The organism is Microbulbifer sp. TYP-18, assembly GCF_040932045.1.
GTDB lineage: Bacteria > Pseudomonadota > Gammaproteobacteria > Pseudomonadales > Cellvibrionaceae > Microbulbifer.
Genome location: NZ_JBFRBC010000004.1, coordinates 134,844 through 154,662, shown reverse-complemented (window position 1 = coordinate 154,662; position 19,819 = coordinate 134,844). Strand labels below are relative to the sequence as shown.

The following is a 19,819-nucleotide window of genomic DNA, read 5'->3' as shown; positions in this document are numbered from 1 at the left end:
ATTAAAGCGAGTGACACCCTACACTATGACCGACCCCCAATCTCTGTCCCCCGTAATCACCATTGACGGACCCAGCGGTTCCGGTAAGGGTACCATCGCCAAGCTGTTGGCTGACCGGCTCAACTACGCCCTGCTGGATTCCGGAGCCCTATACCGCCTTACCGCCCTGGCGGCCCTGAACCGGAACCTGGATCTCGATGATGGCGCCGCCCTGGCCGGGATAGCCGCCGGCCTGGACATCTGTTTCCAACTCAGCGACAAGGGGGTTGCAGCCCTGTTGGAGGGCAGGGACGTCAGTGGAGATATCCGCGCTGAGCGTGTGAGCATGGCGGCTTCCAAAGTGGCGGCGGTGCAGGCCGTGCGCGAGGCGTTGCTGCAGCGCCAGCGGGATTTCCGCCAACCGCCCGGACTGGTGGCCGATGGCCGCGATATGGGCACCACGGTGTTTCCCGATGCGCCGCTGAAAATATTCCTCACCGCCAGTGCGGAGGAGCGCGCTAGGCGCCGCTGTGAACAGTTGCGGGAAAGCGGTGTTTCTGTTAGCCTCCGCGACCTGCTGGAGGATATCCGCGCCCGGGATGCCCGGGATATGAACCGGCGGGCATCGCCACTGACACCCGCTGAAGATGCGGTGCTGCTGGACAGCACCGGCACCAGTATAGAAGGGGTTCTGCAACAGGTCTTGCAGCTGGTGCGCGAGCGTATTCCCCAGGCTGGTTCCCAGTGGCGGGAGCAGTGAACAAGATTTTAATGACAGCGGCCGGGGTCAGCCAGAATTGCCCGGCCGCTGTTGTAATACGGCCCGCGTGCTGGCAGCGCGGTGGGGCTGCGACTGGTGAATGACTAGAATATCGAGTTAGCGCCGGTTGAGCCCAATATATAGGTAAGGTAATGAGCGAGAGCTTTGCTGATTTATTTGAAGAGAGCCTGAAAAGCGTAGAGATGGCACCGGGTGCGATTGTGACCGGTGTGGTAATCGACGTGGACAAAGACTGGGTAACCGTTCACGCGGGCCTGAAGTCCGAAGGCGTTATCCCCGCCGCCCAATTTGCCAACGAAAAAGGTGAAGTGGAACTGCAGGTGGGCGACGAAGTACAGGTTGCTCTGGAAGCCGTGGAAGACGGTTTCGGTGAAACCCGGCTGTCCCGCGAAAAGGCCAAGCGCGCCGAAGCGTGGAAGATACTCGATGCTGCGCTTTCTGCAGACGAAGTGGTCAAGGGCGTGATCAGTGGCAAGGTGAAAGGTGGTTTCACGGTGGATGTGGCCAGCATCCGCGCTTTCCTGCCCGGTTCTCTGGTGGATGTGCGGCCGGTCCGCGACACCGCCCACCTGGAGGGCAAGGAACTCGAATTCAAAGTTATCAAGCTGGATGCCAAGCGCAACAACGTCGTGGTATCCCGCCGTGCGGTCATGGAAGCGGCAAACAGCGAGGAGCGCGAAGCGCTGCTGGCGAGCCTGCAGGAAGGCATGAGCGTCAAGGGTATCGTCAAGAACCTTACCGACTACGGAGCTTTCGTGGATCTGGGTGGTATCGACGGCCTGCTGCATATCACCGATATGGCCTGGAAACGTATCAAGCACCCCAGCGAGATCGTGAACGTCGGTGACGAAATTGAAGTCAAGGTGCTGAAATTCGACCGGGAGCGCAGCCGCGTATCCCTGGGCTTGAAGCAGCTGGGCGAGGATCCGTGGGTATCCATCAAGCAGCGTTACCCGGAAAACAGCCGCGTGAAGGCGGTTGTGACCAATCTGACCGACTACGGCTGCTTCGCCGAGCTGGAGGAGGGCGTCGAGGGCCTGGTGCACGTGTCCGAAATGGACTGGACCAACAAGAACATCCACCCGTCCAAAGTCGTCAATGTCGGCGACGAGGTCGAGGTGATGATCTTGGATATCGACGAAGAGCGCCGCCGTATCTCCCTGGGCATCAAGCAGTGCCAGGAAAACCCCTGGGATGCCTTTGCCCGCAAATTTGCCAAAGGGGATAAAATCTCCGGCAAAATCAAGTCGATCACAGACTTTGGTATCTTCATCGGTCTGGACGGCAGCATCGACGGCCTGGTTCACCTGTCCGACATCTCCTGGAACGAAGCCGGCGAAGAAGCTGTGCGCAAGTTCAAGAAAGGCGATGAGATTGAAACGGTTATCCTGGGAATTGATTCCGACCGCGAGCGTATTTCCCTGGGCATCAAGCAGCTGGAGTCGGATCCCTTCTCGGATTACGTGGCCACCAACGACCGGGGTAGTATCGTCATTGGTACTGTGAAGGAAGTTGACGCCAAGCACGCGGTAATCACCCTGGCTGAAGAGGTGGAAGGCATATTGCGCGCTTCCGAAATCAGCCGCGATAAGGTGGAAGATGCCCGCAATGTTCTGCAAGATGGTGCAGAGGTGGAAGCGAAGATCACCAGCGTGGATCGCAAGAACCGCGTGATCAGCCTGTCCATCAAAGCCAAGGACCAGGATGATGAGAAGCAGGCCATCAAGGACCATAGCAAGAAGCAGGCAGAACAGGTGCAACCGGCCACAATCGGTGACCTGATCAAGGCGCAGATGAACAACAAGGACTAATTGTCCAGAGTTGTCAATTGTGCCAGGTTTATTGCCTGGTGCTATAAAGAGCCGGACCGGGGTTGCCCAGTCCGGCTTTCTATTGGATGATTGCCGCTCTAATCTAGGATTATCAATGACTTACACAGGGATTTGCGGCACATGACCAAGTCCGAGTTGATTGAACGGATTGCCTTACGGTTGGACCAGCTGCCGGTCAAGGACGTAGAGCTGGCGGTAAAGGTGATGTTGGATTCCATGTCGGATGTGCTCGCCAGGGGAGAGCGCATCGAAATACGCGGTTTTGGCAGCTTTTCCCTGCACTACCGCGCACCCCGTACAGGTCGTAACCCCAAGACCGGTGATGCGGTGGAGTTGTCGGGCAAGTATGTTCCGCACTTTAAGCCGGGCAAGGAGTTGCGAGACCGTGTCAATGAGCGTATGCATCGAGAGACAGTGACCGAAACATAATCGCCAATATACTTGGCGATTATATCTATCAGCTCTTCCGGAGACTGGAGGTTTCCGTGTCATTCCTACACTGGTTGTTGCGTCTTTGCTATGGGCTGCTGGCCCTGTTCTGTGTCGTTATCGGCGTATATTTTTCTGTGGATAATCCGCAATCCATCACGCCCACCCTCGGTGGCTATGCTTTGCCGACCGGGAGCGTGGGCTTCTGGTTGATCGGTTTCCTGCTGCTGGGTGCACTGCTTGGCGTTTTGGCCGGTCTGCCGCCTTTCTATACCGAGCGGCGGCGGGTCCACAGGCTGGAGAGGCAACTGCGGCGGTCCGAGAAAGAGTCGCATATGGCGCGCCGAACAGTTTCCGGAGACTAGCTTGGCCGATTTCCCCTTCTTCCTATTTTTGTTCGCGGCGATCGCTGTCGGCTGGTTTTTGGGCCGCAGGAGTGCCAATAACAAAACAGACTGTTCCGATCAGCAGGCTTTGGCCCGCTCCTACGCGCAGGGTCTCAACTACCTGTTGAACGAGCGTCACGGCGACGCGATCGATATGTTTATCGATTCCCTTGAAGTCAGCAGTGCCACTTTCGATACACACCTGGCGTTTGGAAACCTGTTGCGCAAACGCGGGGAGCATGATCAGGCTATCCGGGTACACCAGAACCTCCTTGCGCGCCCCAGCCTGTCGCGGCAGAGCCAGCAAAAAGCCCAGCTTGAACTGGCGCGCGATTATATAGCCGCCGGCTGGCTGGACCGTGCCGAGCGCCTGCTGCAGGAGCTGGTGGAAACCTCGCCAGATCTGCGCAACACCAGTCTTGAACATCTGGTTGAGGTTTATCGCGACGAGCGGGAGTGGGCCAAGGCGGTGCATGCCGTGGACCTGCTCAAAGGGGGGCGGCGTTTCAAACGCCTCGCCTCCCAGTGGAATCCGATCCAGGCGCACTTCTGCTGTGAGCTTGCGGACGAGGCGATCAATGGCAAAGATTATTTGAGCGCCCGCAAGCATATTGACTCGGCCCTTGGGTTTGACCGGAATTCGGTGCGTGCCAATCTGCTCTGGGGTCAGTTAGAGTATCTGTTGAACCGCCCCGGTGAGGCCATCAAAGTACTGCAGCGCATTCCCAAGCACAATCCGGACTATATCCCGGAAATTCTGGATTTGCTGATAACCTGCTATATCGCTGTAGGTGACGAAAAGGGGCTGGACAAATACCTGGAAGCTCTGTTGAAAGAGCATCCCTCCAACAGTGTATTGATCACTCTGACAGACCGCATTCAGCAGGAACAGAGCGAGGCCGCTGCCGCGGCGTTCATGGGCAAACAGCTGGCCATGCGCCCTTCACTGCGGGGACTGGGGCACTTTCTTGAATTGCATATCGACAGTACCCAGGGACGCGCGCGGGAAAATTTATCGCTGCTGAAGACACTGATCGACCAGCTGATTGCTACCAGGCCCCACTATCGTTGCAGTCACTGTGGATTTTCCGGCAATCAGCTGCACTGGCTTTGCCCCAGCTGCAAGCGCTGGGATACAGTGCGATCGGTAAAGGGTGTGGAAGGCGAGTAGCAAGTCATTCTGTCACAGATTTATTCAAGCGAGGTGTCCTCTTTGCAGTCCGACGTTTTATCTCCCATTGTGGTTGCGCTCGATTACGACAACAGTGCTGCGGCGCTGGCGATGGCCGATTTGCTGGATCCTTCCCTGTGCCGGGTAAAGGTGGGCAAGGAATTGTTTACCATCGCCGGGCCGCAGCTGGTGAAAGAGCTGGTGGCGCGGGAATTCCAGGTCTTTCTGGATCTCAAGTTTCACGATATTCCCCATACAGTCGCGGCGGCGGTCAGGGCATCGGCAAAGCTCGGGGTATGGATGGTGAATGTCCATGCCAGTGGCGGTACCAGGATGATGCAGGCCGCTGCAGCTGCGCTGCAGTCGATCGACGGTGACAAGCCTTTGCTGATCGGCGTCACTGTGCTTACCAGTATGGCAACGGAAGAACTGGCCGAGATCGGTGTGGCGCGTCCCATCGGCGAACAGGTGGTGTCTCTGGCACAGTTGGCGCAGAACAGCGGCTTGGATGGGGTAGTGTGTTCCGCAAGGGAGGCGCAGGCACTGCGTTCTGTGTGTGGGCCCGACTTTACCCTGGTGACACCGGGAATACGTCCACTTGGGTCCGCCAGCGATGACCAGCACCGTATCGTGACTCCGGCGCAGGCAGTGGCATGGGGTTCCAATTACCTGGTTATAGGTCGGCCGATAACCGGTACGGCCGAACCGCTAGCGGCGTTGCGCAGGATTTTTGTCGAATTGGGAATGTAATTACGCGTAATTATTTTTTTCGTCAGGGCCGAAAGAACTGTTACAGTGGCTGGGCTAGGGGAGGTAAAAGCAGTCCCGATGTGAAGCTAATCAACATTCACTGGGAGTCGGCTAATGAACCTATTTAATAAATCTGTTCCATTTTATCTTGCTATTCTGATTCTTACGCTTGCATGTGGCTTATCACAGGCGCAAGAGACGGCGGGAGAGGCTGCCGAGGTGGCCGCCGTTACTGTCAACCTGAACACGGCTACCGCCGAGGAGCTGGCGCAAAAGCTGGACGGTGTGGGTCAGACGCGCGCGGAAATGATCGTCAAATACCGCGAGACCAATGGCCCTTTTACAACACTGGAGCAGCTGCTCGAGGTCAAGGGGGTTGGGGTTGCCACCCTGGAGAAAAACCGCAGCCGAATACTCCTTTAATACGCTATTTCTGACTACGAAGACCTTTTAGAATCAGGTACTGAACAACGGTTGCGACTAAAAATCTGACAACTAAATGTTCGCAGGATTAAAACGGCACAGGGATGTGTCGCTGCCGAGCACAGAATGGTGTAAGCCCTCATATGTCAATGGCTTTCACAATGGTCCGCGAAGGCGGGTCAGTTGATGGCCAGTCTGCAGCAGGTTCAGTGCAGATAGAACCATTATCATAAATAACAACCAATACTTCAGCCCAGTTCCATAAGCCAAATCTGTCAATATCTGGATAGTCTATCCAAGCAGCTCCTATGAACTTTGGCTGAGGAAATACCGCCCCTGCTCGAGCAGCTAAGGCAGAAGTGATTAAGCGAAGATCCGAAGTGGCTATACTTAAAAGGCTGTGCCGACTACCCAAAGTTGTTGCACCAACATGCAAATAAATTTTGCTATGTGGCTAATGTCCCCAATTCCTGAATACTTCACAATCACTCCTTAGGTCACATTATTAAGCCAGAACCCATAGATCATGCATTCAATATGCTTGTTGATGCAGGTATGAAATATTTCCGATGCGATAATTTCAGGAAGTTATATATGCCTGGTGAAAACGATAAGCGCACATTTCAACCGGCAAGCACAAGTTCTTTACAGTTTTATGATATAGTGTCTCCTTATAAAATAATAGGCGCCACATCTCTCGATTAAAATCCAAGAAGCACCAACTGTTTTATGACCTTATCAAGTGGTTTTCGGTTGACCAAATAAGTGGTTTTTCCGCCAAATCAGCCTCGAATGGATTGGCTTTTGTCGTCGTATCACCCGAGAAGTTGAAATAGAGCAATAAATCGCTGTCGTATTTTTTGGCTAGAAATCTTGAAGGTATGTAGCGTTGATGGTTACCTTCGAGAAAAGTTATAAATATCCAGGAGTATACGTTGGAGCTGGTATCTATAGCTGTTAAATGACTAATTTATATTCAAGTATGATTGGATTAAAAAAATAATTTTGATATTTCTCGAGTAGTTGTAGTTAAGCTAGTAGTTGAAATATATTTTTTAGATAAAATTTACATCGGTTCTTGGACTACTTTAGAAGGAGATGGCTTTAAAAGATACATGAATAATAAATCGAAGGTCTGCTGCAGGAATAATTCCTTCTCACAATAGATAATGTTTTTTGCCCAAAATAGATTTTCTTTAAAGGGTTCGAACATACTATCCGGTCTGAAGATGGTTGTAGATTGAATATTTAAAGTGAATTTACTCGCCAACAGCACAAGGAGTCACAGGCAATGTTCCAATTCTTCAAACGCTATAGCTTAGCCGCGGTTTTATTGCTAATTTCGCATTTTGCCTTAAGCCATAGCGCCATGTTTCCAGACAATTACAAATTTGACGAAAGCAATAATGGCGGATTGCCGCAGGATTTACGCAGGCTAAATAGTAATATGCAGGCGATTCAATTCTGCTTGAACGGAAATGCCGGAGGGTTTCCCTGCAGGAATGTTGATTTGATGTCATTTGTATCCAAGAGTCAAATGGGTGGTGGGAGTGCCAATCTTAACGATATATGGGGTTATTCCGACCCTCAAACCGGCGCTGAGATTGCAATAGTGGGAAGGACCAACGGGACTTCATTTGTAGATATAACTGTGCCAGATGCACCAGTATTTCTGGGTTTTTTGCCGTCGCACAACAATGGATCGTCCTCCTGGCGTGATATGAAAGTTTATAATGACCACGTCTTTATTGTGGCCGATGGATTTGGCAATAGTACGCACGGTCTCCAGGTGTTCGATCTGCGCACCTTGCGCAATCTGCCTTCCCCAGGCCAGACACTTAGTGAAACCGCGCATATGGGTGGATTTGGAAATGCCCACAATATCGCTATCAATGAGGATAGCGGGTATGCCTACGTCGTCGGTAGTAATCAATGCAGTGGCGGTCTGTATACAGTGGACATTTCCACTCCAAATAATCCTCGTTATGCAGGATGCTTTTCCTCCGACGGTTATACCCATGATGCTCAATGTGTTATTTATTCAGGTCCGGACTCATTTTATGTGGGTCGAGAGATTTGCGTCGGCTACAATGAAGATACTATTACCATTGTGGATATGACCGACAAGCTAAACCCACAACAGTTATCGCGAACAGGATATCAGGGTTCCAGATATACTCATCAGGGATGGTTTCTGGACGACAATCATACCTTTTTAATTATGAATGATGAACAGGATGAAGCGTCTCGGGGTCTAAACACGACCTCTTATATTTTTGATGTGAGTAACCTGAATGGACCGGTTGAGACGGGGCGTTATGTGGGGCCAACCAGAGCCATAGACCACAACCTATACACAAATAATGGCTATGTATTTGAAAGTAATTACCGGGCAGGTTTACGTATTCTGGATGCAGCTAATATCGCTTCTGGTAGCCTCCTGGAAGTGGCTTATTTTGATACGATTCCAAGTTCAAATAGTGCACAGTTCTCCGGTGCCTGGAGTAGTTATGTCTATTTCTCCAGTGGTAACATTATTGTAAGTGACATAGGAAATGGTTTGTATATAGTGCGTCCTGATTGGAACGCAATTCAAAACCAAAAAATTGCAAACTTGCAGTAATAAGCGTAGTCAACTAGCAAATAGCCTGTGCGCAATACGCACAGGCTATCTCGATATTAGTTGACGCTGGAGATAGGTTGAAGAAATCTACATAACTTGAATTTTTTAGGAAGAATAATGCAGACGAAATTTAACTTTCGTGGTAATTATATAATAATGTGTTTATTCTTTTCGTTGACAGCTGCAGCAAGTGAAATCAGTTTTTTAGAAGAAAATAATACATACGATGAAACTAGTCAGACAATGCTAGTAGTTGGACAAAAATTGCTACATAACGCCGAGGAGGCGCAAGCGGAATCTGTATCTTTAAGCCTTCACAGTAATCGACTGCGTAAATCTCTGAGCCAATTACGTCGTCAACTGGATGTAATACCAGAAGGCAATGGACATCAACTAATCAAAGATACGATTAGTATAATTGCCGGAGAAGTTCCTCTATGGCAGGATCAAGTCAGCAGACTGCGCAATCAGGCATTGGATCAGCGCATGCGAGCGCTTATCCTGTTGGAAAAGGCCTATATACAGATTTGGCGACCACATATCCGTTTAACTGACAGGATACGAAGCTCCAAAAATAATGGCCCTATCACAGGACATAATACCAATATTCGCAGTGTACATCCTGGAAAATTGAATATAAATTCATCTGCAGGGAAAACTAATTCAAACTCGGATATGAGTTTGGAGGTGCCCTCACTAAGTGGGCAGAATATACCCGGAGAGCTAAATCTTAGCAGCTTCAAGATTTCCAGAAAACTTAAAGTTTTTGCTCATGTGGAACCAGAAACTGAAACCACTTTGGTTCCTCTGAATCAAATCCATGAGTGGCGTTTGCTGTTGTCGAGACTCGATGGTAAGCCTTTGAGTGGCGCTGGTATTGAAATAGAAGGGCATATGCCGGGCCATGTACACGGCCTGCCAACACAGCCGCGCGTTACAGAGGAAATAGATCCTGGGATTTATCGGGTGCAAGGTGTGAAGTTCCAAATGTCAGGGTGGTGGGTGATGACGTTTAATATCAATACCAACGATCATGAAGATAGTGTTACGTTTAATCTTCGCCTATAGGCACTGTCGTGAAAAAAAAATTTCTAATATGTTTTCAACTATTGTTAGCTTTATTGTTTGATACCACTCAAAATTTTGCCCTTGCTAAGGGGAGCTATCATTTTACTGATACAGATGTTGCCTTTCTCAAGCAATTTTCTTTGGCAAGTTTGCCGTCTATGCCAATTGCATCGGATAATCTTGTAGCCGATGACCCTAGAGCAGCTGCTCTCGGTCAGCGACTGTTTTTCGATAAGCGGCTGAGCGTCAATGGGAAGGTTTCCTGTGCCAGCTGTCACCAGCCACATAAGTATTTCACTGATGGAATTGCCCGCTCCAAAGCTTTGGGCATCACCAGGAGAAATGCACCGACTATACTTGGCGCTCCTTACAGCCCATGGTTCTTTTGGGATGGTCGAAAAGACAGCTTGTGGTCCCAGGCACTGGGACCATTGCAGGATGCCAATGAACATGGACTCGATCCCATTGAAATAGTGCGAATTATCCGAAAGCACTATAAGAAAGATTTTGATATATTATTTTCCAATAAAGTAAATTGGGTACGACTAAAAAAGGTTATCGATAGACCGAGGAGATTTGGCAGATTAACAAGCAGGCAAAAGACTTCAGTAAATCAGATTTTTAGCCAGGTAGGTAAGGCTATAATGGCCTATGAGCGTAAATTGAATTTTAAACCTGCCCGGTTTGATCGATTTGTAGAGCAGTTACAAAGAGATAAAACTAATGATCGACTACTGGCTGATTTAATGAATGAAGATGAAGTGGCTGGCATGCGATTATTTATGGGCCGTGCCAACTGCGCCAGTTGCCACAATGGACCACTATTCACAAACTATGAATTCCATAATATTGGCGCACCTGAAGCAGATCTGGAAAATGTGGATTTGGGACGCTATGCGGGTGTAATGTTATTGCAGCAAGATGCCTTTACTTGCCTCTCCGAACAAAGTGATGCAGATCCTGATGATTGCCAGGAGATGCGTTTTTTAAAGAAGCAGGGCCGGGAATTGGTCGGTGCATTTAAAACCCCGACTTTACGCAACGTCGCTCACACAGCCCCCTATATGCACGCAGGACAATTTGCCACTCTGGAAGCGGTATTGGCACATTACAATAGTCCGACTCCACCCTATTATGATCGTGAACAACATCCGAGTCGCCCCCACTTTGACATATTCCCCTTAAAGCTGGATGAGATGCAGATAAAGCAACTGAGTGCTTTTTTACATACTTTGTCTTCACCTATTTCATTAGACGATCCACTTTGGAAGGCACCTGACTGAAACCAATGTGTTTACTAAGGGATGGTCCTTATCGTAAGCTTCCCCGTCAAGTGGACAACTCAAAACTAGAGTTTTCTGCTCGTTGGTAAAACTCGGCGGGTGTGAGCCCACCGAGCGAATCGTGATCACGCTCTTCGTTGTACTCCAGCTGCCAGTTCCATGTAACCTCCCTTGCTTCGCGGAGGTTTTCAAACAGGTACGCATCTAAGACCTCGGTTCGGTAGCTGCGATTGAACCGTTCGATGAATGCATTCTGGTTCGGTTTACTCGGCTCGATGTAATCGATGAGAATGCCATGCTCCCGACACCAGTCAGTAAATACCTGTCCAAGAAATTCCGGGCCGTTGTCTGTTCTCAGCATGTCCGGCAATCCGCGTTCTTCCTTGAGCTGTTCGAAGACTCTGACTAGCCGCGCACTGGGCAGTGAGGTATCAATTTCAATGGCCAGACATTCTCGGTTAAAGTCATCAACGATGTTGAAGGTGCGGAACCTTGGGCTTCGATAAAGTGCATCACTCATGAAGTCGGCGGACCAAATCTGGTTAGGCTGCTGGGGTGCAACCAGCGGTTGAGGCTTCCTCACCGGCAGCCGCTTCTTGGTGCGACGACGCCTATTGAGCTTTAATTCCCGGTATATACGCCCAACGCGTTTGTGGTTGGCGGTACAACCTTGGCGCCGCAACCGATCGAACAGCTTCCAGAAACCGAGCCCCGGACATTGCTCCGCCAGCTTTAACAGGGGCTCGATCACGTCCCGATCTCGCTCATACCAGTCCACCAGCGGCTGGTACAGGGCCGATCGAGATAGCCCAATACCGCGGGCGGCTTTGCGTTTGGATAGCCCGTGCGCCTCAACCAGGTACGCTATGGCATCACGCTTCTCGATCGGCTTCAGAGCTTTTTTCGATCAGATCCCGCATGGCTTCGGCTTCCATGGCCTTGTCGGCGTACATACGCTTCAGCTTGGCGTTTTCTGCCTCCAGCGCCCGGATACGCTTTAGTTGCGACATATCCAGACCACCGAATTTGGCCTTCCGCGCATAGTGGGTGGGGGAGCTGATACCGTACTTGCGGCACACCTCCTTCACCTACATCCCCGCCTCGGTCTCCTTGAGGATCGAGACAATCTGGTTGTCCGAGTATTTTGATTTCTTCATGTCGGCCTCCTGACCATAGTTTGTCAGAATGCGCTAAGTTTGAAACTGTCTACTTAAAGGGGAAGCTTACGATGTGTAAGCGGGATTGGCTCGACTCAACATTGCTGAATTGTTGGTTGTTAAAAAATGTGGCTTTATCAATCATCAATGCTACAAAAATATATGTAAAGTGGTAGTCGGTATACTTACAGAAAATTCACTATGAAGTTAAAGAAATAAGAACAAGATCAAAGTTTTAGAATTGAAAGTAAAGAAGTGTTGACGCTGTCCATGTGTAGAGAATATAAATTATTTAAAGATTATTTATACATCAATAATTTTAAGGAGAAGTAAAAATTTAAGATATATTAATGATAATTAGAATTAATTATGTGAAATAAATATTTTTATAGATAGGAATAAATTATGAATAAATCTTTTATTACAGGATTTTTTATTTTTGGGTTAATGGCTACTTCAGCGGTAGCCCAGGGTACAGAACCTGATGTGGGTGTGGAAGTGGAGTGCACTACAGTTACAATTAAATCACCGGATGGGTGCCTTGCAGCTTCTGAATTTTTAAAGATAAATGATAGGGCAGAAGTTTCTGTTGATCATATTAGAGTAGGAAATGACAATCAGCCCAGTAACAGAGCGTTAGATATAGGCTCAAATGCAGTCGTGGAAGCCTTAATGATTGATGTTATTGGAACTGTTTTCGATCGAAATACTGATATTACAGTAAGTCAACTTCGCTTTAAAAGGTATATAGAAGGATTTTCACTAGTTACTCAAAATAATAATCTTACCCCTGACTATCTTCGTAGTAAGATTGAAACGGTTCCTAATCTTCCTTCAGTAGAAATAACTACTAGGGAAATTACTACTGGCACAACTAACTATACGCTAGAAGCAAATACCACTCGAACCCTTGTACCAGGTAGATATGGTGAAGTGATTGTACGTGGACAAGCTGAACTCAGATTAAGTGGAGGAGGGGAATATACATTCAAAAGATTAATCATAGAGGATGCAGCGACTTTCATGCTAGAAGACAACAGTGTCAAACATACCTTACTTGTTGACAAAGAATTTCGTTGGGGTGATAGAATATCGACGCGCCATTTTCCTAATTCACTGACGGTTTATACTAACCACGGTAACCCGTCAGATAGCACGACCCAAATGGGAGATCTATCTATCAATGGAAATTTTACTGGAAAACTATATGCACCTTACGCTAAAGTGGTTCTTGGAAATGGAAAAATATATAAGGGCTGCCTCTTTGCAAAAAATATTGAGTTACACCAAGATTCCGAAATCACAGGAACTAATGTAGAAACTAAAAGGGTCTGTGAGTGTAAGATCATTGAACCTGTTAATAATGGAATTTAATAATTAAATGAGCATGTATAATTCTCTACTCATATACAATACTTGAAATGATAATATGGGTAGAGAATTATACTATTCGTTTGAAGTTTAAAATAATTTGATCAAAATACAATGCGATTTACTCTATTCCATGAGTGCGTATTAATTTTATAATAAGCTCATATTTATCAATCACAGATAAACTTAATCTGATTATATTTTAAATATAGTTTGGTAAGATTCGTGTCTTTATTTTATACTAAAATGGTTTTAATGAAATTTCAAAAAAAGAATACCGTTTAGTGCTGAGATCTTTGTAACTTTTTACGGCGAGCTTTGTTACAAATCTAGGTGCCCTCTGTATTTTTTGAATTAATCCTAGATTATATCATAAATAAGTAGAGATTTTTCACTCTAACCAGTAGAAGTTCAAATAAATCAATTTAGTTTTAGTGCCAGTTTATTTACTACGTTTATAACATCTTTAATTTATATAAATGACTATTTTTGATTAAAATTTTCTTATAAAAAAATAGGGTATAAAAATATAACATTTACGGAAGTTTAAATTTGCATAAATTCTTTTCAAGAATGTTTTAACAGGTTTGAAAATATTTATATTTTTTCCGATCCTTTGTTACACATTCTATCTCAGAAATCTATTGAAAATTTCATGGTGTCAACCAAAATGTGTCGCGCGTAAATTCAATACATGCTGATGATAGTGCGAGTATCCGACCATACTTCATAAATTCGAATTATTCTACATCAAAATAATAATTTGAATAGTGACTGACAAGCAATATATTTTTCTATTTCATGAAACTTACACTGAATTATTTTTTTTATTTTTGCATTTCGAGACACTTCTTTACGAAAGTTCTTCTATAATTAATAGACAGTTTTTGATGTATATATATTTAAATTTGAGAATGAATAACAATTTTTACGTAATAAAGTATGCGTCACTTTATTATTTTGGTTTACCTAAATGCTCCGGACAATATTTTTATGGATTGCATTATTTATTAACAGTTATTGATTTATTAGGCTGTAATTTTTATCGCCTATGCACAGATCGATACTTCTTTTAATTGCGATCACAGCGCTAAATTTTTCACTTTTTTTGTATAGAAGAATGAGAAAAAGGAATCCCCATTGTTCTGACCCGCAGGAGAGATTCTGTATTTATCTAATGAACTGTAAAACTTACTGATCTTGGTTAGATCCGTGTTTAGAAATTGACTTGGATAAGGATGAGTCCTCTCTTCATACCAAAATGGAATTGTATTTGGACGACAACTAGATCATTTGACTTTTTAGATATTTTGGCTTCGCTCTCAAGAGATAATTGATTTTGGAAGACAGGCTAGCCATCTGATGTAGGAGAGAACCATGAAACTCGATGCTATTCGAGGGAATAGTGATGGCAGATATAATGTCAACTCTGCTTCGTCCATAGATTTCGTGGAATTGGTAAAACTGAGAGAGCAAATGCTGTATTTCGCCACCTTAGACTTAGTGGACTCAGATCTAGCTGAGGATGCAGTGCAGGAGGCTTTTATGACCGCATTGGAGGCTATGCTTTTCTTTGAAGACTATTCTGCCCTAAAGGCCTGGATATTTCCAATTCTAAAAAGCAAGATTACTAGCCTGCTACACCAACGAGGCCGTTATATCGCTTTCGATAGCCTACGATGTGTTGATTTAGAGGATGACGAGACCAATGAGCCATTTGACCAGCAAGACCACTGGCAAATTGAAGTTTGTCCACCAAGATGGCAAGATCCACAAACCGTTGCTAGCAATAGGGATTTTTGGACTGTCTTCGGGATCTGTCTTAATCGTCTACCTGAACGTCAGGCTATGGTCTTTATGATGCGGGAATTTATTGAGCTAGAGAATTGGGAGATCTGTGCCGCGGCGGACATCACTTTGAACAACTTGAATGTTATTCTACATCGGGCTAGGTTGCGTTTGCGTAAGTACTTAGAAAACAAATGGTTTATTTAATGGTCAAAAATAGAAAAATGGCGATTATTAAAATTTTACCTGAAGCTAATTAAATTAGTTATTTTAGAGGTGGATAATCGAAAATATTTTGACCCATGCCTCTGTTGAGTAAAATACTTTGCACCTGAGGTTGTAAAAAAATTTTAGATTTTTAAAAACTATCCAGGCTTGAACATATTTTTGACGAATATATTCGCGAGTGGTTTATGGTTGCGAGGCCAATCCAAACAAAATTATTGAAATCAACTCTGATAAAACCAGTAACGAGTACGATTGGCCAAAGCTACTAGCGTAAGCATAACGGGTACCTCTACCAAAACGCCTACGACTGTCGCGAGTGCTGCACCTGAATTAAGACCAAAAAGTGCGATGGCCACGGCCACAGCAAGTTCGAAGAAGTTGGAAGTTCCTATCATACAAGCGGGGGCCGCAATATTGTGAGGAAGATTCATTAATTTAGCAGTCCCATAGCTAATTGCAAAAATTCCGTAAGTTTGAATCAATAGAGGAACGGCAATAAGAGCAATCACTACAGGCTGTGATAAAATAGCATCTGCTTGCAATCCGAAAAGCAGTATTAGAGTAGCAAGAAGACCAGTAACTGCGATAGGTTTGATTCGATGAATAAAATGATGCAACCGCACATGGTTGTTTGGGCTATCCAATAAACTACGGGTAATAATTCCCCCAATTAGGGGGATTACAACGTAAAGCAAAACCGACAAGGTCAATGTATTCCACGGAACTGTAATATCGGTAACGCCTAAAAGAAACCCTGCTATGGGTGCAAATGCAAAAATTAGTATGATATCGTTTATAGAAACCTGCACTAAAGTATAGTTCGCATCCCCCTCGGTTAGATGGCTCCAGACAAATACCATAGCAGTACAGGGAGCGACACCTAATAAAATCATACCGGCGATATACTCTGTCGCAGTCTGGGGATCAACAAGGTCAGAGAAGATGACGCGAAAGAATAGCCATCCTAAAGCCGCCATACTAAAGGGTTTCACCAGCCAGTTAATGAATAGTGTCAAGAATAAGCCTTTCGGCTTTTTGCCAATATCTTTAATCGAGAAAAAGTCAATCTGAATCATCATAGGGTAAATCATCACCCAGATGAGTACTGCGACTATGAGGTTAACATTGGCATATTCAATTGCGGCTATTGTCTGGAAAATTCCTGGAAAAATTGACCCGAGGACGACTCCCAATAATATACACAAAATAACCCAAATTGACAGATATCGTTCGAATGGGCCCATTGACGCTTGTGACTGCCCGCTCACAATAACTCTCTTTCTATTTTTTTCTTGAGGGAGGTGAAGGTGTTTTCAAAGGCAATATCGATCTCATTTATTGTGCCTTCTACTTTGTCCGGGTCAGGCGTATTCCAATTCAATTTTTTATGGTTTCCGAAAAATATTGGACATGGGTTATTTTCATTTTGCTCACAAACGGAAATTACTATATCAAAATGCACGCCTCGAAGTTCATTCCAGGACTTGCTGTGCAGTAGTTCTGCACTAATCCCGTGACGTCTCAATATTTCTATAGACTTTGGGTGTACATATCCGACAGGTTCACTGCCAGCGCTTCTGGCGAAATATTTTCCTGCAGCAAGGGCATTGATAAGTGCTTCCGCTATAATCGAACGGCACGAGTTGCCTGTGCATAGGACGAGTACATTTTTCATAAGCGATATAGCCCATTGATTTTGATAAAGAATCACAGAAATATTACTACGCCGTGAGTGCTTGATTACAGCAGGCCTTTGATTCCGAAGCGCTGGAAGCCGAGAAATATTGTATATCCTTCAAAGTTTGATAGGCTTCCCAGGGAATTCCAGCAGGGTCAATGACCCAGGACTTGTCTGAGCGAGCGTAGCAGCAGTTGGTTTCACCCTCATTAAACGAAGATATATCGGCTTCTTTTATCCTTTCCCGTACTGACTCCAGTTCGGATTCTTTGTCGACCTGTATTCCTAGGTGATCTATCCCTTTTTTAACGCGAGTTGAAATTGCCAGATTAATGTTTGGGTCGTCAAGCATCCACTTGGCATAATCAGGTTTAACTTTTACAGGTTTAGCGTTGAAAAGGGCACTATAGAATTCAATGCTCTGAGAAATATCTTCTACGCCGATATGTATATGTAGACGTTTCATGGGGATACCTAATACTTCACTTATGGCTCACAACAATAGCCGGCCAGTTCAATAATTGAGCATCCTTTTCGCTTATCTTCGCGAATGCTGGCAAATTCAAGGTTGCAGCAGTCTTTGACTATAAATCCGATTAAGTCCCGGATTGAATCGTAATTTGCGGAATAAATCACCGATCGGCCTTCCTTGCGTGACGATATAAGGCCTGCGGTGGAAAGGTGATTCAAGTGGAAGGACATAGTGTTGTGCGGAGTGTTCAGCTTTTTGCTCAGTGTTCCTGCAGCCAATCCTTCTGAACCCGCTTGCACAAGCAAACGGAATGCTCTGAGTCGGGTTTCCTGAGAGAGGGCGTCGAATATGAGAATGCTATTTTGTATGTCCATATGTCCAGACTAATAGACCTATCGTATTGTGTCAATATAAGTCGATATAATTTCCCTAAATACTTATAAAGCGCGTTAGTAGGTCGAGTTTAGAGGCAACTTTTGGAAACTTTATGACCAAAAAGTTATATTTGGTCATAAATTGTGAGGTCCGGTCTAAGGGGCACCTTCAAGTGCACAATCTGAGGGTGGAGTTTTTGTCGTTGGTAAAACTTATTAAGGGTGAGTTCGTGGCTTGAGGTAGGTTGCGCCCCCGAAGGGGCGTTTGATGCCAATGGATCCTAAAGTATCAGAATACCAGGCGAAGAGCTCTGCCCAAATCATGGGCAGCCCGAATTGTATAAGGCCAGGAAATGATCCGTATCATCACTGTCCAGTGTCCCGTATGGATAGGCGTAATCCGCTTGGAGATCTCCTGACTGATGCAAAGCCATATAGGCGCTTACATCATAGAAGTTTAAAGCGCCATCGCTATTGAGGTCATACGGACAGGTCGAAACTGCCCGGACTATATTGGTATTGATGCCAGGGCTGATACTTATGCGGGAAATGTTGTCGCTGAGCAGAAACAGATCACCATATTGTGCGGTCTTGTTTGCAGGATTCCCAGAGCCAGCGCCAAGCACATCCCCAGCATGCAACAATTCATTTGTTGAACGATCATAGCGAAGAATCGCCACTTTGGATCCCTGAGAGTAGGCAACAACAGTATCCTTGAACAATGAAACACCCATACCGAGTTTGCTCCCAGAAAAGTCAGGCCGATTCCATATAGTTGTCTGCTCCCACTCCATTAACGCGGGGTCATACTCATATATTGCCAGCCCACCAATCTCATTGTGGCCAGGTAGCGTATATTTTTTAATACCAACTACTGCGACGCCATCAGATACAGAAATCGAGGTGCTTGCAGAATTTCCAGAACTGGCCCCATTTGGAAGATTCATCCTCAGCCCCTGGGAAAGGTGATATTTTGCTGTAATTGAATCCCGCTTATACACAAATATTCCCGGCTGACCCACCGTTATCAACCAGGGACCATCTACGGCAAAATCCCTTGCACGCTCCAGATCGAATCCGATACCATTCCTTGAATCAATCGGAGGGATTCCCTCAAATCCAAGTGAGGGGAAAGGCGAGCAATCGCCCACACTGTCCACAGGATCACCATTGGGTGGGATGCCATAATTGGCTTCATGAGGAAGGAAGGGTAACTCGATTGTCTGCGAAAGTTCAAACTTCCCGGTCTGCGAGGAAATTTCATAGACTTCAATCGAACTGCTAATATTTTCACAATGGCCGGTTCCTACTGGTCCTCCCGGCCCTGAGCGCGGTTCAGAATAACCTGGGCGAAAATTTCTCGGAGAACTGATCAGCAAGCGATTATCGTGGAACAACACATTGTGTCCAAACCGTTCACCATTCACAGGTTGACTGTCGTATATCACCTGATCTAAAGTCCATGCGTTTGAAGTGTATTTGGGGCGCGTGTATACAAAAACAGCTCCTGTCTCATCTTCGCCGCCATAGCCAACCAAGGTATCCTGTACAAATCCCGGGTTTGTGCTTGTCACATCATTCACATGCGGATAGTACGGGGATCCCACTACCATTGTGTTGCCACTGATTGCCACTGTCCAACCAAACTGGTCATCAGGCTCGACCAGAGAAACTCGAGATGTTCCCACCACTGAATCATTCAGTCGCGCTACCAAATTAAACTCCGGGCCAGTACCCGAGGTATTTTTTCGATAAATCAGCAACTCGCCAGGGATCAACGGATCCTGTCCAGTTGGTGCAGTGTTGTAGTCAATCTTGTTTGTTCGGCCAATCACAAAGGTATTCCCATCCGTTGCAAGGCCCTTGGCGCCATCAAACTGTTGGTCTGTAAAGGTGGGGTCAAAAACAGCACGAATATCTGCTGCTCCATTAATCTCAAATTTAACCGGTATTACAGGTTGAGCATTCGTCTCAAAAATTACAATGCCAATTGCCATCAATAAGCAATAACCATAGATCTTCATAG

Annotated in this window: 17 protein-coding genes and 1 pseudogene; 12 read left to right on the top strand and 6 right to left on the bottom strand. The window is 46.2% G+C overall.

Annotated elements, in window-relative coordinates; genetic code table 11:
• The first annotated feature begins 25 nt into the window (after positions 1–25).
• From cmk to ABVT36_RS06430, 10 genes are all read left to right on the top strand, one after another.
• Complete coding sequence (gene cmk / locus ABVT36_RS06475) at positions 26–739, top strand: (d)CMP kinase (RefSeq protein ID WP_368455822.1); 714 nt, start codon at positions 26–28, stop codon at positions 737–739.
• A gap of 152 nt (positions 740–891) precedes the next feature.
• Entirely contained in the window at positions 892–2,571 is a 1,680-nt protein-coding gene (gene rpsA, locus ABVT36_RS06470; RefSeq protein ID WP_367151483.1) for a 30S ribosomal protein S1, read from the top strand.
• A gap of 141 nt (positions 2,572–2,712) precedes the next feature.
• Positions 2,713–3,021, top strand: a complete 309-nt coding sequence (gene ihfB, locus ABVT36_RS06465) for an integration host factor subunit beta (RefSeq protein WP_367151484.1) — start codon at positions 2,713–2,715, stop codon at positions 3,019–3,021.
• A 56-nt stretch (positions 3,022–3,077) separates the two neighbouring features.
• A complete protein-coding gene (locus ABVT36_RS06460; protein ID WP_368455821.1) occupies positions 3,078–3,386 on the top strand; it encodes a lipopolysaccharide assembly protein LapA domain-containing protein in 309 nt (102 codons plus the stop codon).
• A gap of 1 nt (position 3,387) precedes the next feature.
• On the top strand, positions 3,388–4,578 hold the full coding sequence (lapB, locus tag ABVT36_RS06455) for a lipopolysaccharide assembly protein LapB (protein WP_367151486.1): 1,191 nt from the start codon (positions 3,388–3,390) through the stop codon (positions 4,576–4,578).
• A 42-nt stretch (positions 4,579–4,620) separates the two neighbouring features.
• The gene (gene pyrF, locus ABVT36_RS06450; protein WP_368455820.1) at positions 4,621–5,328 is read left to right on the top strand and encodes an orotidine-5'-phosphate decarboxylase; all 708 of its coding nucleotides are present in this window, start codon (positions 4,621–4,623) and stop codon (positions 5,326–5,328) included.
• 114 nt (positions 5,329–5,442) lie between these two features.
• Positions 5,443–5,751: a ComEA family DNA-binding protein gene (locus ABVT36_RS06445; protein WP_368455819.1), complete on the top strand. Its 309-nt coding sequence runs from the start codon at positions 5,443–5,445 to the stop codon at positions 5,749–5,751.
• A gap of 1,291 nt (positions 5,752–7,042) precedes the next feature.
• On the top strand, positions 7,043–8,374 hold the full coding sequence (locus tag ABVT36_RS06440) for a choice-of-anchor B family protein (protein ID WP_368455818.1): 1,332 nt from the start codon (positions 7,043–7,045) through the stop codon (positions 8,372–8,374).
• A gap of 117 nt (positions 8,375–8,491) precedes the next feature.
• Positions 8,492–9,442, top strand: a complete 951-nt coding sequence (locus ABVT36_RS06435; protein ID WP_368455817.1) for a FixH family protein — start codon at positions 8,492–8,494, stop codon at positions 9,440–9,442.
• An 8-nt stretch (positions 9,443–9,450) separates the two neighbouring features.
• A complete protein-coding gene (locus tag ABVT36_RS06430) occupies positions 9,451–10,725 on the top strand; it encodes a cytochrome-c peroxidase (RefSeq protein ID WP_368455816.1) in 1,275 nt (424 codons plus the stop codon).
• Between the two features lie 46 nt (positions 10,726–10,771).
• Here the strand turns inward: ABVT36_RS06430 and ABVT36_RS06425 are convergent.
• Positions 10,772–11,882: pseudogene (locus ABVT36_RS06425) on the bottom strand (IS3 family transposase).
• 405 nt (positions 11,883–12,287) lie between these two features.
• Between ABVT36_RS06425 and ABVT36_RS06420 the strand changes: the two are divergent.
• Both ABVT36_RS06420 and ABVT36_RS06415 read left to right on the top strand, forming a co-directional pair.
• The gene (locus tag ABVT36_RS06420; RefSeq protein ID WP_368455814.1) at positions 12,288–13,256 is read left to right on the top strand and encodes a hypothetical protein; all 969 of its coding nucleotides are present in this window, start codon (positions 12,288–12,290) and stop codon (positions 13,254–13,256) included.
• A 1,374-nt stretch (positions 13,257–14,630) separates the two neighbouring features.
• Entirely contained in the window at positions 14,631–15,248 is a 618-nt protein-coding gene (locus ABVT36_RS06415) for a sigma-70 family RNA polymerase sigma factor (protein WP_368455813.1), read from the top strand.
• 242 nt (positions 15,249–15,490) lie between these two features.
• Here the strand turns inward: ABVT36_RS06415 and arsB are convergent, their stop codons facing one another.
• The 5 genes from arsB to ABVT36_RS06390 form a co-directional block, all read right to left on the bottom strand.
• Complete coding sequence (gene arsB / locus ABVT36_RS06410) at positions 15,491–16,513, bottom strand: ACR3 family arsenite efflux transporter (RefSeq protein ID WP_368455837.1); 1,023 nt, start codon at positions 16,511–16,513, stop codon at positions 15,491–15,493.
• A gap of 20 nt (positions 16,514–16,533) precedes the next feature.
• Positions 16,534–16,944: an arsenate reductase ArsC gene (locus tag ABVT36_RS06405; RefSeq protein ID WP_368455812.1), complete on the bottom strand. Its 411-nt coding sequence runs from the start codon at positions 16,942–16,944 to the stop codon at positions 16,534–16,536.
• Between the two features lie 46 nt (positions 16,945–16,990).
• Positions 16,991–17,413 (bottom strand): ArsI/CadI family heavy metal resistance metalloenzyme, encoded by a 423-nt coding sequence (locus ABVT36_RS06400; RefSeq protein WP_368455811.1) that lies wholly within the window; start codon positions 17,411–17,413, stop codon positions 16,991–16,993.
• Between the two features lie 20 nt (positions 17,414–17,433).
• On the bottom strand, positions 17,434–17,793 hold the full coding sequence (locus ABVT36_RS06395) for an ArsR/SmtB family transcription factor (protein WP_368455810.1): 360 nt from the start codon (positions 17,791–17,793) through the stop codon (positions 17,434–17,436).
• A gap of 320 nt (positions 17,794–18,113) precedes the next feature.
• The gene (locus tag ABVT36_RS06390) at positions 18,114–19,817 is read right to left on the bottom strand and encodes a GC-type dockerin domain-anchored protein (RefSeq protein ID WP_368455809.1); all 1,704 of its coding nucleotides are present in this window, start codon (positions 19,815–19,817) and stop codon (positions 18,114–18,116) included.
• Between the last annotated feature and the right edge of the window lie 2 nt (positions 19,818–19,819).